Source organism: Paenibacillus xylanilyticus (assembly GCF_009664365.1).
GTDB lineage: Bacteria > Bacillota > Bacilli > Paenibacillales > Paenibacillaceae > Paenibacillus > Paenibacillus xylanilyticus_A.
Window position 1 is genome coordinate 2,181,242 of record NZ_CP044310.1, and the last position, 14,459, is coordinate 2,195,700.

Below are 14,459 nucleotides of genomic sequence, written 5' to 3' on the forward strand. Positions count from 1 at the left end.
TGTTCCCAAACAAGAATACAGCCTGTCTGGTCGAATGGGACATCCATTCCTTATGCCAGCAGGCTGCTTGTTCTTCTTACAACGAATCTGCAGAATTTCCTTTGCGCTGCTGACTCTGGATGGAATCCGTCTCAGCCATGCGATCCGTTTCAGTTGATTCGAAGGCTCCCATCGATGCGGTGGAACCCGGTGAAGAATAGCTCGAAGCCGTGTTCTCCAGTTCGGTTACACGCAATTTCAATTGCTTGTTCTCACGCTGCAATCGATACTGACGGAAGATGCCATAGGATCCAACGATGATTCCGCCAATCAGGGTACAGCCCAGAATCAGCAAAATCAGAGGGATTTGAACCGTGTTAAACAGCAGGTTAACTTGCACGGAATCCACATTAATAACAGCGAAGATTCCGGTAAGAAGTGCAAAAACAAGACCTGCGATGAGGGTCCATTGCATTTTCATGGTGGTGCCTCCTTGTTGAACAATTCAGGAATACGAATGCATTACCCCAAAGAAGGCGCTGTGCATCTGGCTTGATTATAAAATCCCTTGCCCGAAATGGGCAAGGGATGCAGGTTGCATGTAACAGAGAGACAACTTTATTTAGTCAATTGTTCCATCTGTTCAATCAATTCTTTGAAGACACTCATGGCTTCGCGAATTGGCTGTGGAGAAGACATATCCACGCCTGCTTTTTTTAGAATATTGATGGAGTAGTCACTTCCACCACTCTTGAGGAAGCCAAGATAACGGTCTACCGCAGGCTGACCTTCTTCGAGAATCTGTTTGGAGAAGCTCGTTGCAGCAGAGAAGCCCGTTGCATATTTATAAACGTAGAAGCTGTTGTAGAAATGGGGGATACGTGCCCATTCCATCTCAATATCCTTATCCACAGCCATGCTGTTTCCATGGTATTGGACGTTAAGGTCGTAATAAATTTCAGACAGGAGCTGCGGTGTAAGGGCCTCGCCCTGTTCAGCACGCTCATGAATGATTTTCTCAAATTCGGCAAACATCGTTTGACGGAACACCGTTGTACGGAATTGATCTGCATAATAGGTCAACAGATACAGTTTTTCCTTCGGATCCGTGGATTTGTTAAGCAGGTAATCCATCAGCAATGCTTCATTGGTTGTGGATGCAACCTCTGCCAGGAAGATGGTGTACTGTGCATCCCGATACGGAAGGGTAGTATCCGAATAATAGGAATGCAGAGCATGACCCATTTCATGTGCCAGTGTAAACATGCTGTTCAGATTGTCTTTATGGTTAAGCAGGACATATGGGTGTGTGCCGTAAGCACCCCAGCTGTAAGCACCTGAACGTTTGTTTTCGTTCTCATATACGTCAATCCAGCGGTCATCATATCCAGCCTGCAATGTATTCGCATAATCCTCGCCCAGCGGCTTCAGGCCATCTTTGACGGTCTGTTTTGCTTCCTCATAAGTGATGTCCATTTTATACTCATCAACCAGAGGAGCGAACAAGTCATACATATGCAATTGATCCACACCGAGCAATTTTTTGCGCAGATCCATATAACGGTGCAGCAGCGGGAGGCTTTCATGAATGGTGTCCACCAGGTTGGTGTAAACCTCTGTTGGAATGTTGTCACCGTACAGTGACATTTCCATTACGGAAGGGTACTTCCGGACATTCGCATAGAACATGTTTTTGGTGACATTGGCATTCAGGGCTGCAGCAATCGTGTTCTTCTGTTTGGCGTACGTTTCATACACGGCTTTGAAGGCACGTTCGCGAACTTCGCGATTAGGGTTCTCCAGGAATTGAATGTAGCTTCCGTGGGTAAGCTCCACATCGTTGCCGTGTTCATCCTTAATTTTCGGGAACTTGAGATCGGCATTATTCAGCATGCTGAAGATGGTTTGCGGCGCTTGGGACAAGTTGCCCACCTGTGCAAGCAGGGCTTCTTCCGCTTTGCTCAAGACATGCGCCTTCTCACGTTTCATCTCTTCCAGTGTGAACTTGAATGCAGACAGTTTCTCATCTGCAATGAATGCATCCAGCTGATCATCCGGCAGAGAGAGGATTTCTGGTGTGACAAAGGAAAGAGCTTCTCCGACACGCACACTCAGCTTTTGTGCTTTTTGGGACAGGTTTTGGTATGTAGGATTAGCTGTGTCTTCATCTTGGTGCATACGTGCATACACAAAAAGGCGTTCAATTTTGAGACTTACCTCATCTTCGAGTTCAAAACATGCCTTAAGCGATTCCGGCTTGTTCAGCTTACCTTGAAACTCGGAGGCTTTCTTGGTCAGAGACGTTACTTCTTCGTATTCCTGATCCCAGGCTTTCTGATCGGCGAACAAATCTTCGAGTTTCCACGTATGTTCAGTTGGCACCTCGGAACGTTTCAATAATTGACTCATGGGAATCCTCCTTTGATGAAGTTGATGTATAGACCAATCTGCTCCCGTCTCGCTCGCTTGTGCGGAGAGAGACGAAGGAATCAGACTGAGTACTAGTATGACAAACAGTGATTTTCGATATTTCAACGGCCTTCCTCCTGACTATACGAGCAGTTCGGTATAGTATGGCCTCGGGCCTGTTGAAATATTTGAGAACACTAGGCTCCCATATTGGCCAGGAAATAGACGATCAGGAAAAAAGCAAAACAAATCAGCAACGTGGCTATTAGGGCCATTCCCCGTCGCAGCCGATCCGGGATGGAACTGCGCCCCAGAATAAGCACAACTCCCAGTGAAAAGGCAAGGATAATGAAAATGACAACATTGCTTGAGTCAAGCGTCATTCATTACACCTCTTTGAAAGCAGCCATCAGCTGACGCCATTCATCCTCGCGGTTCTCGAAATCGGCTTTTGGAAAACGGCGCTCAGCCCAGTGCATCAAGGCAGGACGGCTGAGAAATGTATGGCATTCTTCGCCCCATTCCTCTGAAATTTCACGGAGTACGAGGTATTTACCTTGTACTTCTACCGTCATCATATTCCACTTGTCTCTTTTGTATATTTCATGTTTTTTAATCATAGATAGTCTCCAAACTTACGGTTTTGGTAAAATGATACCGTACCCTACGTTTCAAAGCAAATTTTTTCCGCATTTATTGAAAAGATAAATTGCAAAGTGGAATGTCATACAGTATAATGAGGGTATTCGCCATAGATGGCGATATTTTTAGGAGGTTGTTCATTTGAAAGGTACAGTTAAATGGTTTAACGCAGAAAAAGGCTATGGCTTTATTTCAGTTGAAGGCGGCGAGGACGTATTCGTACATTTCTCCGCAATCCAAGGCGACGGCTTTAAAACATTGGAAGAAGGTCAAGCGGTAGAATTCGAAATCACTGATGGAAACCGTGGTCCTCAAGCAGCTAACGTAATTAAATTGTAAGATTTTTCCGTTCAACGGATTTCTTATAAATGATTGGCTTCTAGCTGAATATAAAGAACCCAAGCACAGTCCCCCTACGGAGACTGTGCTTTTTTGTGTTCATTTTATAAAAAGAGAGTAAGGTATGCTCATTATGCACGTTTGGTCATGCTGGATAACAGCTTCAGGATGAAACCAAGAAGTGCAGCGAGTGAGAAGGCCATGGCCGTAAGGTAGAAGACCTGTCTGCCTGCATGATCTAATATCAACCCGCCAAAGGTTCCGCTCAGCAGACCTGAGGCACTTGACCATACGATGGTGAACAGGGCCATACCTGTCGCACGATACGCATCGGGTACAAGGCGGGTAATATAGCGGACCGCTGTTACGTAGAAAATGCCAAAGGTGACGCTATGCATGGTTTGAATGGCGACAACAGCCGCTGGTGTATCCGATACAGACATCAGAAATAAACGAAGGGTGTACATAAGTGCAGCAAAGGTGAGTAAAGGAAGCTCCTTATACCGATTGCCATACTTGCTGAGCAGCAGGAATATAGGAATCTCGCTCACGGAAGAGATGAGCAGCGACCAGCCGATCAGGCCTTCACTGGCACCGAGATCCTTCAGCGTGATGGTGAGAAAAGCTTCGTTCATCCGATGCCCTAATGCGAGTAGGAAGACACATCCGAAAAAGCTCAGCACATCTTTGCGTTTCAGGATTGCCCAGAGCCCGGAGAGATCCATTTTACTGCTGCTTCCAGAGGGTTCATTCTGATCCTGCAACCGGAAACCGATCAGAAGTGTAATGGCCGCAAGTGTAACACACACCCACATCGTCCACCCGGGTCCAAAAGAACCAAGAAAATACCCAATGCTTAATGCAAAAAAAGCATAGCCGATGGAGCCGAAAACTCGAATGGACGTGAAATTTCGACCGTATTTGCTTGCGGTGGTAATCGCCATTGTATCGGCAAGCGGGTAGACCGGGTAGTAGAAAAAGTAAAATAACGTCACCAAGATAAATACTTGGCCAAAGGACGTCGCATTGGCGAGCATGACGCCTGTAATTAATTGTCCGCCGAGCAGAATGATCATGACTTTGCGAACCGTCTTGTAGCGGTCACTGGCCATGCTCCAGAACATGTTGGAGAAAACGGAGACAAGTGGACCGATACCGTACAAGTAGCCAATCTCGGCCCGGCTGAATCCCAGATGACTGAAGTAGAGCTGGAGATAGGATACGACGAGCACGGTCGAACCGAAGATTGTAAACATAAGTGCCCGCAGCCAGTTTTGATCCGGGCGAGCGTTGTGACTTAATTTCATGTTGAGAGACTCCATTCTTTATTACATTTCAGTATTTAGCCTTTAAGTGAAGATGACTTGCGGGACGGTGGAGCAGACATCGAAGGTTCCTTCTGCGTGCGCCGGATGACAAGCCATACAATGATCAGTTCTGCCAGCAGACCGAGTGACTGGGCGACCGCACCAATCATGCCGTTCCAAGCCGGGAAGATACTAACCAGAATGAGCAGGACGATCACGGTACAGATGGCATTGGCTGACTGGGAGCGGAACATCGTTTTGGTCTGTCCCCGCAGCAGGATTAGCCCATTGCTGAAATCAAGAAAAGGCGAAATCAGCGGAAATAGCACAAAGGCCCGCAGCGTCCACAAACTTTGCTGCAGCAGGTTTCCTTGAACACTCATTACATTTTCCAGTACCCATGGACCTAGAGGTGTATAGGCTATGGCTGCTGTCATGGCAAACGGAATAAATCCGGTCACCAGTGCGAATTTTTTCACCAGTTTGGCATCAATCTCATAGAAATTAAGCACAATTTGATGGATGTAGGTGAAAAAGCTTAACATGAGCTGCATCAAACTGCTGGCTACGGCAAAAGAAGAAATAGCCAGCGCAATACCTGTCGTTTTGCCAAGGACGATATTAATGACAGGTCCGATGAACAAGGCGACAAAACTGGATAACAGCAGCGGTTTGTAGAAGCGGAAAACGTCTCCTTTGTTTTCGACAGGATGATCCTCCAGCTTGGCTGGCATGCCCCGCTTGATGCTGTTTCCCTCAAGAAAACTGACGAGCGCTTCAATCATCATACCTGCCGCAAAAATGATAGCGCCTACACGACCACTGTTAATACTGTCTGTATAGATGAAATACAAGGATAGGCCATACATGCCTCCAAGACGGAATAACATGCCTATCGTCAGCCACTTGGTCCGATTATTCGTAATGATAATGCCTTGATAGATATTGCGAATGACCGAGAAGATACTGACGTACATCAGGATTTCGTAGACATCGATTACTTTGGACAATAAATCGGGACTCACGCCGAACAGATATTTGAAAACCACTGTACCAATGGGAGAGTATACGATAAGGAATCCGATCAGCAGTACGCAGGCAAGAAATATTTTGGTGACGAAAGTGAGGGCCTGAAAGGACAAACGGTCCCGTACCAGCGCAGAACAGGTTTGCCGCAGCAGTGTGGAGGGGCGTTCCGTAAGGGTCAGCAGGCTGCCTGCAATAGCGTAGCTGGCTATGACCGTCTCCGGATGGGCGGATCTGGCGAGTGTACTATTAATAATTACGTGAGAAATGGTAACCAAAGAGGCGGATATGCCTAGCGGTACAAAAAAAGCAAATAACCGTCTCCACGAGAGAGGCTCACTTGACATCATGTCAACGACTCCTTTGATGGATGAAATATGCTTAGTATATCACAAAGGCTAGTTGGCGGAAGCGATTTTTTCCCGTGATTATGCGGTAGATCATTTGTACAATTAAGGGGTTCATATTATAATGGGATTGGTTAAAAATCGCTCTAATACGTATTCAACCAAGTGGAGGCACATTTATTTTGAGCCAATCTAATCAAACTCGACATCAATATCCGCGGGGACCGCTGGAATTGATGAGAAGGGTGTACAAGTACACCATTCCGGAAACGCGGAAAGAACTGGCTGAGTGGAGAGCTAAGGCTGAGAAAATTCCGAATGAGGAATTGCGCAATCAGGCACTCGCTAGTCTCAAGGACAAACAGTTTCACTGTGAAGGTGGAACGGTTTATGCCTTGCCCGATATGCCGCAGAGGCACATCTTGATTCCGCTCATCGTTTCTTATCAAACCATTAGTGATTATTTGGACAATCTGTGCGACCGCAGCACATCGATGGACCCGAATGATTTTCGGCTTCTCCATCAATCCATGCTTGATGCGGTAGATCCCGAAGCAACACCGGTCAATTATTATGCGCTCCGTGAGGAGCAGGACGACGGTGGATACTTACGGAATCTGGTGACGACATGTCAGGAGCTCACACGTCAGCTGCCTGGATATGCGTCCGCCAAGCCTCAAATTCAGGATCTGGCAGGCCTATACACGGACCTGCAGGTATATAAGCACATCAAACCGGAACTGAGAGAAACGGCATTGCTTGAGTGGTGGGCAGAGCATCGCCACCGTACACCTCAGTTCCGTTGGAACGAATTTGCCGCCGCTACCGGCTCTACGCTGGGCGTATTCATGCTGTTTCTGGCTGCGAGTGATGATCAGCTGACTGAAGAGCAGGCGGCCTCAATCCATACTGCCTATTTTCCGCATGTATGCGCATTGCACATTATGCTCGATTATTTAATCGATCAGGATGAAGATCGTATCGGTGGAGATCTCAACTTCTGCAATTATTACGAAAATGTGGAGACGATGCTAGACCGCATTGCTTTTATTGTGGAGATGGCCCGCAGTGATGTGCAGAATATTCCGGGAAGTGCTTTTCACCGGATGATTATCGAAGGACTGCTTGCCATTTACCTGTCTGATCCCAAAGTCAGCGAACAGCAGGAAGTTCGCGCCATATCCAAGCGTTTGATGAAGAAGAGTCCAATGACCAGAGTTTTTTTCTTTATCTTCAGTCGCTGGATTCGCAAGCATATGTAAGTCAGGCGCTTTGTTGCGGAAGCCTGAAGTGAAACTAGAGGAGGAAGAAACATCATGACAGCAGTAAAAAAAATCGCAGTTTTAACGAGCGGTGGTGACTCACAAGGAATGAACGCGGCTGTTCGTGCGGTGGTTCGCAGCGGATTGTTCCACGGTCTCGAAGTATACGGTGTTCAACGTGGGTACCAAGGTCTGTTGAACAACGATATATTCCCAATGGATCTGCGTAGTGTAGGTGACATCATTCAGCGCGGGGGAACAGTTCTGCAATCCGCCCGTTGCAAAGAGTTCTATACTGCCGAAGGTCAGCAAAAGGGGGCTGACATCCTGCGTGCACGCGGCATCGATGGTCTGGTTGTAATCGGTGGGGACGGCTCTTACAATGGTGCTAACAAACTGAGTAAACTCGGCATCAATACAATGGGTCTTCCGGGAACCATCGACAACGATATCTCGTTTACGGATTACACGATCGGATTCGATACAGCCGTAAGCGTGGTGGTAGATGCAGTCAACAAACTGCGTGATACCATGTCTTCCCACGAACGTTCTTCCATCGTTGAAGTTATGGGCCGCCACTGTGGTGATATTGCGCTTCATGCCGGACTGGCTTCGGGTGCAGAAACGATTCTGGTGCCTGAAGTTCCATTTGATATGGATGAAGTGGCTGACCGGATGAAAGCCAACTTCGCACATGGCAAACGCCACAGTATCATTATCGTTGCCGAAGGCGTTGGCAAGGGTGAAGATGTGGCCAAAGAACTGATGGAACGCTGCCCGACATATGAGCCGCGTGTAACAGTACTGGGTCACATTCAACGTGGTGGTACGCCAACTCCGTTTGACCGTAACCTTGCCAGCCGTCTGGGAGACTTTGCTGTGCGCAGCCTGATCGCGGGAGAGACCGACAAGGGATGTGGCATTATCAAAGGTGAGCTTGTTCTGACAGACATCGATAAAGTCGTTAATACCAAAAAGGATTTCGATATGAACACTTACGAGCTTGCACAACGTTTATCTCAATAAACAACAAGCAAAAGAGCACAGCGCCGTCTACACGGGCTGTGCTCTTTTTTTGTATGACTCAACATGATGATCTGTTTAGGTTATATCGATCGGTTTATCGGGATTGCTCGATCATGCGAACGGCCGCTTTTCGCTGAACCAGGAATAGCCTCCATAGAAGTGCTGCAGCACCAACCGCGAGCCCGGCAATCAAGCCGATCCAGTATCCAAAAGCGCCAAGCGCTGTATACGTAGCTGTAATATATCCCACTGGAAGACCGATGATCCAATAAGCCACAAACGTAATGATCAGTGCAGGATTAACGTCTTTGTATCCCCGAAGAGCACCCTGAGTCGGTGTTGCAATGGCATCTGAAATTTGAAAGAAGATGGCATAAATCAGGAAGTGCTGAGTCAACGCTATGACCTCTTGCTCGTTTGAATACAGCCCTGCAATTTGTCCCCCGAACACGAGCAATACGACTGCAGTGAGCAGCGAGAGTACAATAGCTCCACCGATGCCGAGCAAGCTGTACTGTTTGGCATCTTTCAAACGTCCTGCACCCGCCTCATAACCGACCAGAATGGTGAGGGCCATACATATGCTCACTGGCAGCATGTACAGCGTAGAGGCGAAATTAAGAGCAGCCTGATGCGCAGCAATCGTGATGGTATCAAATCGGCTCATCATTAATGTGACAGCTGCAAAGATTGACGTTTCAAAAAAAGTAGCGAACCCGATGGGTACCCCGATTTTGAGCAATTCTTTCCATTTGCCCAGTGATATGCCGGAGAGACGGCGGAACACGCCATACTGGGCGAAGGGTTCAATCCGGTGAACAAAGAAGATGCTGATCAAAAAAATGATCCAGTATGTACACGCGGTAGCAACCCCTGCACCCACACCTCCGAGCTGGGGGAAGCCCCAACGTCCAAAGATGAGCAGATAATTCAGCAAAATATTAACCGGAAGAGACACTAAAGTAATAAACATGGTTATTCGTGTCTGTCCAAGTGCATCCATGAAACTGCGCAGCACGGTATATCCGAACAGTGGAATGATGCCAAAAGCCAGTGCGCTCAAGAAATAAAGAGCTACCCGGGCAACCCGTGGCTCCAAGGGCATCCCATTGAGAATGGGAGTAAGTACTACAGCTCCGATGGCCAGAACGGCTAGGCTCACCGCGATGCCCAGATAGAGTGCCTGGATCACACTGTGGCCGATCTGATCATTGCGCTTGGAACCCAGCAGGTGGGATACCACGGGGGTGATTCCGATTAGAATACCGCTAAGCCCGGTTTGTACCGGCATCCACAGACTCGTACCAATAGCTACACCAGCCAGATCCGCTGGGGAAAACTTGCCTGACATATTGGTATCGAAGAAAGACATGGCAGACAGCGCAATTTGTGTTGTGAATATCGGTAGAAATATGATCAGGAATTGCTTTACTTTTTGCGAAAAACGGGTGGTAGTCATGTTCACTTGAAGTGCCTCGCTATTCATATAAGAATGATCATCAAACTATATACAACAGCTATTCATTGTAGTGGATTTTGCTGAATTTGAACAGGGAAAGGCCGGAATTACGTGGCAACATAATAAAAACCCCGATCCGCGTGAGCGGAACGGGGAGATGATAGGTAGGGGAAGAGTGCTTCATTTATAGTTCACACCTGAGGTATAACGATTGGATGCATTCCAGAGCAGATACTCATCCACATCCATGTCTTTCATTGCGCGAATCTGGTCTTCAACCTGCTTTTTGCCGTATTTGATGTAGTGTCCACTGCCGAGCCAGCTGGCCGTAAAGTCCTGAATCCAAGGGCGGATTACCGGCTTGAGATCCTTGATTGGGTCGAGTTTCTTATGTGTATCCTCCATGGAGCCTTTGATCGTTGTGTAAGGGTCCTTGTCAGGATCCTTTACGCCATACCATCCGGTAGAGTAGTGACTTGGATAGACCATCGGTGAGATCACGTCCACATTTTCGGAGATTTTAACAAAGTCCTGACCGATTCCTTCTGCAGCGGGTACTGAGGCTGCATAGCCGAAAATATCAACTGAAACCCGGACACCCAGAGGCGCGAGCTCCTTGCGGGCGTATTGAACAAATTCCGCAACAACATCGACCCGTGATTTGTCGGTTTTGGTGTATTTTAATATATCCGCACGGTTCTCGAAACCTTCTGGGAAACGCACATAGTCAAATTGAATTTCCTTGAATCCAAGCTTGGCGGCTTCCTTGGCGATTTCAATATTATAGTCCCAAACTTCCTTGCTGTAAGGATTCACGAAACTGTCGCCTTTGCCATTGGCCCATACCGATCCATCCTTGTTTCTGAAGGAAAGCTCCGGATTTTTTTTGGCAAGAATCGTATCTTTGAATACAACGACCCGTGCAATCGGGTAGACCTCATGTTTTTGCAGTCGTTTCATCAAGGCTTCAATATCCCGGATAAACGGTTGGGATTTGCCCATTTTCTGTAGCGATTGGTTCTCTGTAGGGTAGGTTATGTATCCGAGGTCGTCCTTGATATCAATGACCATGGAGTTAAGCTCTGTGTTGTCAATCAGATCGAGCAACTCCTTCATCCGGGCTCCTCCGGCACTGTAAGCTGTAACATAAATTCCTTTGACAACTGGAGCATCCGGCTGAGGGTCAATTTTGGCAGGCGGATTATCCGCATCAATGACGACTTGGTCCTTTTGGGATTGAATAATGGCGGTGTTAAAACTATTGGTTAACGATTGAAGCTGCTGGTTACCCTGATCGGCTGTTGCTGTTGCTCCACTGAAGCTCCCCAAGGCCATGGCCAGTAAAGCCCAAAACGTGTTCATTTTATTCCCACTCCCTTTATGTACATTCCATGATTGAATTATATAACAAAGCCTCTGGGCTTTTAACCATATTAATCAAGTGATGAAACATTTCGGAAAAAATGAAAACCGCTTCCTGCGAGGATAACCTCCCAAGAAGCGGCGTGATCAATCAAAAAAAATATTATTGAATGTAGATGTCGTTCTGATGCTCACAAATACTGTACTGAATGATTTCCATTGCGTCTCCCTGCTCCAGAATGCCCAGCCCATCCCGGAGAACAATAAGTGAATCGAGCTCATTCGGTTTCAAGAAAGGGAGCATTTCCGGGCACCATCTGTTGACGATTTCAAACAGTTTTACCGTTTCCATATCCACAATAATCACCCTTTCCTACTCGAATTCCAAAATGGTAAGTCATTCGGCGCGAATCGGAAAAGCATATGGCCTGTGAAAGTGAAGGGCAGATCCTGCTATACATCATATTTAGGAGCCGTGCACAATTATTATACCACAATTAAATAAATTGTTAACCGTACATGTGTCTCAACTTCGGCGGAAAGAACCCATGACACCGACTGTCTCAACGATATTAACGAACGCATTTGGATCGGTTTCCTTGATGATGCGTTTAATCTCAACCAGCTCATAACGAGTAGTCACTGTCATTAACATGTCCTTTTCAATGTCGGTGTATGCTCCCTGAGTTTTGATCTTGGTGACACCACGGGGACGAACCAGCAATTTCTTCAACATCGCTTCCGTCTCGTTGGTGATAATGTACAATGTCACCTTAACATGGCTGATATGGATCAGATCAAGCACCTTACCGGTAATATAGATCGAAACCATGGAGGCGAGAGCAATATTCCAGTCATTGTTCAAATAACCGGCGAGCATAATAATAGCCCCATTCATACCCGCCATAACGGTACCGATGGGGAAATCCCGGTAACGCGTGAAAATGGAACCCACAATGTCGAGTCCTCCTGTAGAACCCCCAACACGGAAGGAGATGCCTGTACCAAGACCTACGAGCACGCCGCCAAACACACAGCTGAGCAGAGGGTCTGTTGCCACGACAAAAACAGGCAGCAACCCGATAAACCAGGATGTGGCAGCTACCGACACGATGCTTAATATAATAAATCGTCGTCCAAGAATAAACCAACCTGCGACTAGCAGAGGAATGTTGAGAACAAAGTACATTATACTAAGATTCAGGCTTGTAAAATAACCAAGAAGCATGGAAATACCGGATACCCCGCCGCTTAACAGCTGATGGGGAACCAAAAACCAGTTGAAGCCACAGGCAATAGCTGCAGCACCCAATATGATCACCAAAGAGTGCCATATTATTTTGGGCAATTTAATCACCTCATTTATATTTAAAACCAGATTGCTGGTAATCTTGAATTGTTTTGTGATATAATGATTTGTGGATATTCTTGAGTAGGGAACTTTTTCCAATTGGAACGATAAAATTTGAAATGTTTCAAACACATGTATGTAGTTTTAGTCTTATGTTGGGGACCCATTCATGAATTATGGTCATTGGTGAAAATAATTCGTGCAGATGGGATACCCTATAAATATTAACGCTACTTAAGAATACAGACAACAAAGTGGATTGTCCACCATGTCCACCCTATAGAAGGAGTATGAATAATTTTGACAAATTTCTCAGATTTCAATTTAGAACCATTGGTGCTGCAAGCCATCACCGAACTCGGGTTTGAAGAGGCGACGCCGATTCAATCCAAATCGATCCCTATTGCGCTTGAAGGCAAGGATTTGATCGGCCAAGCTCAAACAGGTACTGGTAAAACAGCTGCATTCGGTATCCCGCTGATCAGCAAAATCTCCAAAAGTGACGAAAAAATCCGCGCCCTCATCATGGCACCTACACGTGAACTTGCGATCCAAGTTGCCGAAGAGATCGAAAAACTTACCCGCTTCAAAGGTTTGCGCTCCCTGCCAATTTACGGAGGACAAGATATCGTTCGTCAAATCCGTGCACTGAAAAGAAAACCACAGATTATCATCGGTACACCTGGACGTCTCCTGGATCACATCAACCGCAAAACGATTAAACTTGAAGATGTACAAACTGTTGTATTGGATGAAGCAGATGAAATGCTCGACATGGGCTTCATGGAGGATATCCAATCCATCCTGAAACAAGTCCCAGCTGATCGTCAAACGATGCTCTTCTCAGCAACAATGCCTCCTAACATTCAAAAATTGGCTCAGCAATTCCTGACTAATCCTGAGCACGTGTCCGTTATCCCTAAACAAGTTAGCGCACCTTTGATTGACCAAGCGTACATTGAAGTGCCAGAGCGTCAAAAATTCGAAGCGCTTAGCCGTTTGCTTGATATGGAATCTCCAGAACTGGCAATCGTATTCGGTCGTACAAAACGTCGTGTTGACGAATTGGCTGAAGCTCTGCAAAAACGTGGATATTCTGCTGACGGTCTCCATGGTGATCTGTCCCAGAACCAACGTGATACGGTAATGCGTAAATTCCGTGATGGAAGCATTGATGTACTTGTAGCAACAGACGTGGCTGCACGTGGTCTCGACGTATCCGGCGTAACACACGTTGTGAACTTTGACCTTCCGCAAGATCCGGAAAGCTACGTTCACCGTATCGGCCGTACAGGTCGTGCTGGTAAAGAGGGTGCTGCATGGTCTTTCGTTACACCGCGTGAGATCGACCACCTGCACTTTATTGAGCGTGTAACTCGTCACCGTATCCCTCGTAAGCCTCTGCCAACCCTGGCTGAAGCAGTAGAAGGAAAACAACGTTTGACAGCTGAGCGCTTGCTCGAAATCGTACAAACTGGCGAACTGAATGAATACAAAGGTATCGCTATCCAATTGCTTGAGCAGTATGATTCTGTTCAACTGTTGTCAGCTTCCCTGAAGCTCCTGACAGGCGACAAAAAAGACGCTCAAGTTGATCTGACTCCAGAAGATCCGATCCGTGCAAAACGTCGTAAACCGGATGTTCGCTCTGGCGGACGTAAGCCATCCGGCTACAGCGGCAACCGCAGCGGTGGCGGCTACAACCGTGATCGTAACAGCAGTGGTGGCGGACGCGGCGGATATAACCGCGATCGCAACAGCAGTGGCGGTGGAAGCAGAGAAGGTGGTTACAACCGTGACCGCAAACCACGTCCAAGCAACAACGAAGGACGTCGTCCTGCGAAAGATTCTTCTTTTGAATAATATGCAAGACTGACTTAAGAAATGGGGCAGGCAACTGCTCCATTTTTTTATGTCTCAATTTGTATGAATCCTTTACACTCTAGAACC

The 14,459-nt window shown here is 46.9% G+C and carries 14 protein-coding genes; 4 read left to right on the plus strand and 10 right to left on the minus strand.

Annotation, left to right across the window (positions count from 1 at the left end):
• Positions 1-76: 76 nt before the first annotated feature.
• From F4V51_RS09960 to F4V51_RS09975, 4 genes are all read right to left on the minus strand, one after another.
• Positions 77-460: a LapA family protein gene (locus F4V51_RS09960; RefSeq protein ID WP_153977848.1), complete on the minus strand. Its 384-nt coding sequence runs from the start codon at positions 458-460 to the stop codon at positions 77-79.
• A gap of 137 nt (positions 461-597) precedes the next feature.
• The gene (gene pepF, locus F4V51_RS09965; RefSeq protein ID WP_153977849.1) at positions 598-2,388 is read right to left on the minus strand and encodes an oligoendopeptidase F; all 1,791 of its coding nucleotides are present in this window, start codon (positions 2,386-2,388) and stop codon (positions 598-600) included.
• Between the two features lie 197 nt (positions 2,389-2,585).
• Entirely contained in the window at positions 2,586-2,771 is a 186-nt protein-coding gene (locus F4V51_RS09970; protein ID WP_095288025.1) for a hypothetical protein, read from the minus strand.
• Between the two features lie 3 nt (positions 2,772-2,774).
• Positions 2,775-3,008: a hypothetical protein gene (locus tag F4V51_RS09975; RefSeq protein ID WP_095288024.1), complete on the minus strand. Its 234-nt coding sequence runs from the start codon at positions 3,006-3,008 to the stop codon at positions 2,775-2,777.
• Positions 3,009-3,171: 163 nt separating this feature from the next.
• Here F4V51_RS09975 and F4V51_RS09980 point away from each other — a divergent pair, with 163 nt between their 5' ends.
• Positions 3,172-3,369, plus strand: coding sequence for a cold shock domain-containing protein (locus F4V51_RS09980; protein ID WP_095288023.1), 198 nt, complete (start codon positions 3,172-3,174; stop codon positions 3,367-3,369).
• 131 nt (positions 3,370-3,500) lie between these two features.
• On the opposite strand, the gene F4V51_RS09985 is transcribed toward F4V51_RS09980, so the two are convergent.
• Both F4V51_RS09985 and F4V51_RS09990 read right to left on the minus strand, forming a co-directional pair.
• Positions 3,501-4,676, minus strand: a complete 1,176-nt coding sequence (locus F4V51_RS09985; RefSeq protein WP_153977850.1) for an MFS transporter — start codon at positions 4,674-4,676, stop codon at positions 3,501-3,503.
• 35 nt (positions 4,677-4,711) lie between these two features.
• Complete coding sequence (locus F4V51_RS09990; protein WP_153977851.1) at positions 4,712-6,052, minus strand: polysaccharide biosynthesis protein; 1,341 nt, start codon at positions 6,050-6,052, stop codon at positions 4,712-4,714.
• Between the two features lie 233 nt (positions 6,053-6,285).
• On the opposite strand from F4V51_RS09990, the gene F4V51_RS09995 reads away from it, so the two are divergent.
• On the plus strand, positions 6,286-7,311 hold the full coding sequence (locus F4V51_RS09995) for a tetraprenyl-beta-curcumene synthase family protein (RefSeq protein ID WP_153980637.1): 1,026 nt from the start codon (positions 6,286-6,288) through the stop codon (positions 7,309-7,311).
• A gap of 54 nt (positions 7,312-7,365) precedes the next feature.
• On the plus strand, positions 7,366-8,337 hold the full coding sequence (gene pfkA / locus F4V51_RS10000) for a 6-phosphofructokinase (RefSeq protein ID WP_127536449.1): 972 nt from the start codon (positions 7,366-7,368) through the stop codon (positions 8,335-8,337).
• A 94-nt stretch (positions 8,338-8,431) separates the two neighbouring features.
• On the opposite strand, the gene F4V51_RS10005 is transcribed toward pfkA, so the two are convergent.
• From F4V51_RS10005 to F4V51_RS10020, 4 genes are all read right to left on the minus strand, one after another.
• Complete coding sequence (locus tag F4V51_RS10005) at positions 8,432-9,796, minus strand: MATE family efflux transporter (protein WP_153980638.1); 1,365 nt, start codon at positions 9,794-9,796, stop codon at positions 8,432-8,434.
• Positions 9,797-9,976: 180 nt separating this feature from the next.
• Positions 9,977-11,158 (minus strand): putative glycoside hydrolase, encoded by a 1,182-nt coding sequence (locus tag F4V51_RS10010; RefSeq protein WP_153977852.1) that lies wholly within the window; start codon positions 11,156-11,158, stop codon positions 9,977-9,979.
• A gap of 163 nt (positions 11,159-11,321) precedes the next feature.
• The gene (locus F4V51_RS10015; protein ID WP_170948057.1) at positions 11,322-11,510 is read right to left on the minus strand and encodes a hypothetical protein; all 189 of its coding nucleotides are present in this window, start codon (positions 11,508-11,510) and stop codon (positions 11,322-11,324) included.
• Positions 11,511-11,684: 174 nt separating this feature from the next.
• On the minus strand, positions 11,685-12,506 hold the full coding sequence (locus F4V51_RS10020; RefSeq protein WP_095288017.1) for a YitT family protein: 822 nt from the start codon (positions 12,504-12,506) through the stop codon (positions 11,685-11,687).
• Positions 12,507-12,809: 303 nt separating this feature from the next.
• Between F4V51_RS10020 and F4V51_RS10025 the strand changes: the two genes are divergently transcribed.
• Positions 12,810-14,372 (plus strand): degradosome RNA helicase CshA, encoded by a 1,563-nt coding sequence (locus F4V51_RS10025; RefSeq protein WP_153977853.1) that lies wholly within the window; start codon positions 12,810-12,812, stop codon positions 14,370-14,372.
• The last annotated feature ends 87 nt before the right edge of the window (positions 14,373-14,459 follow it).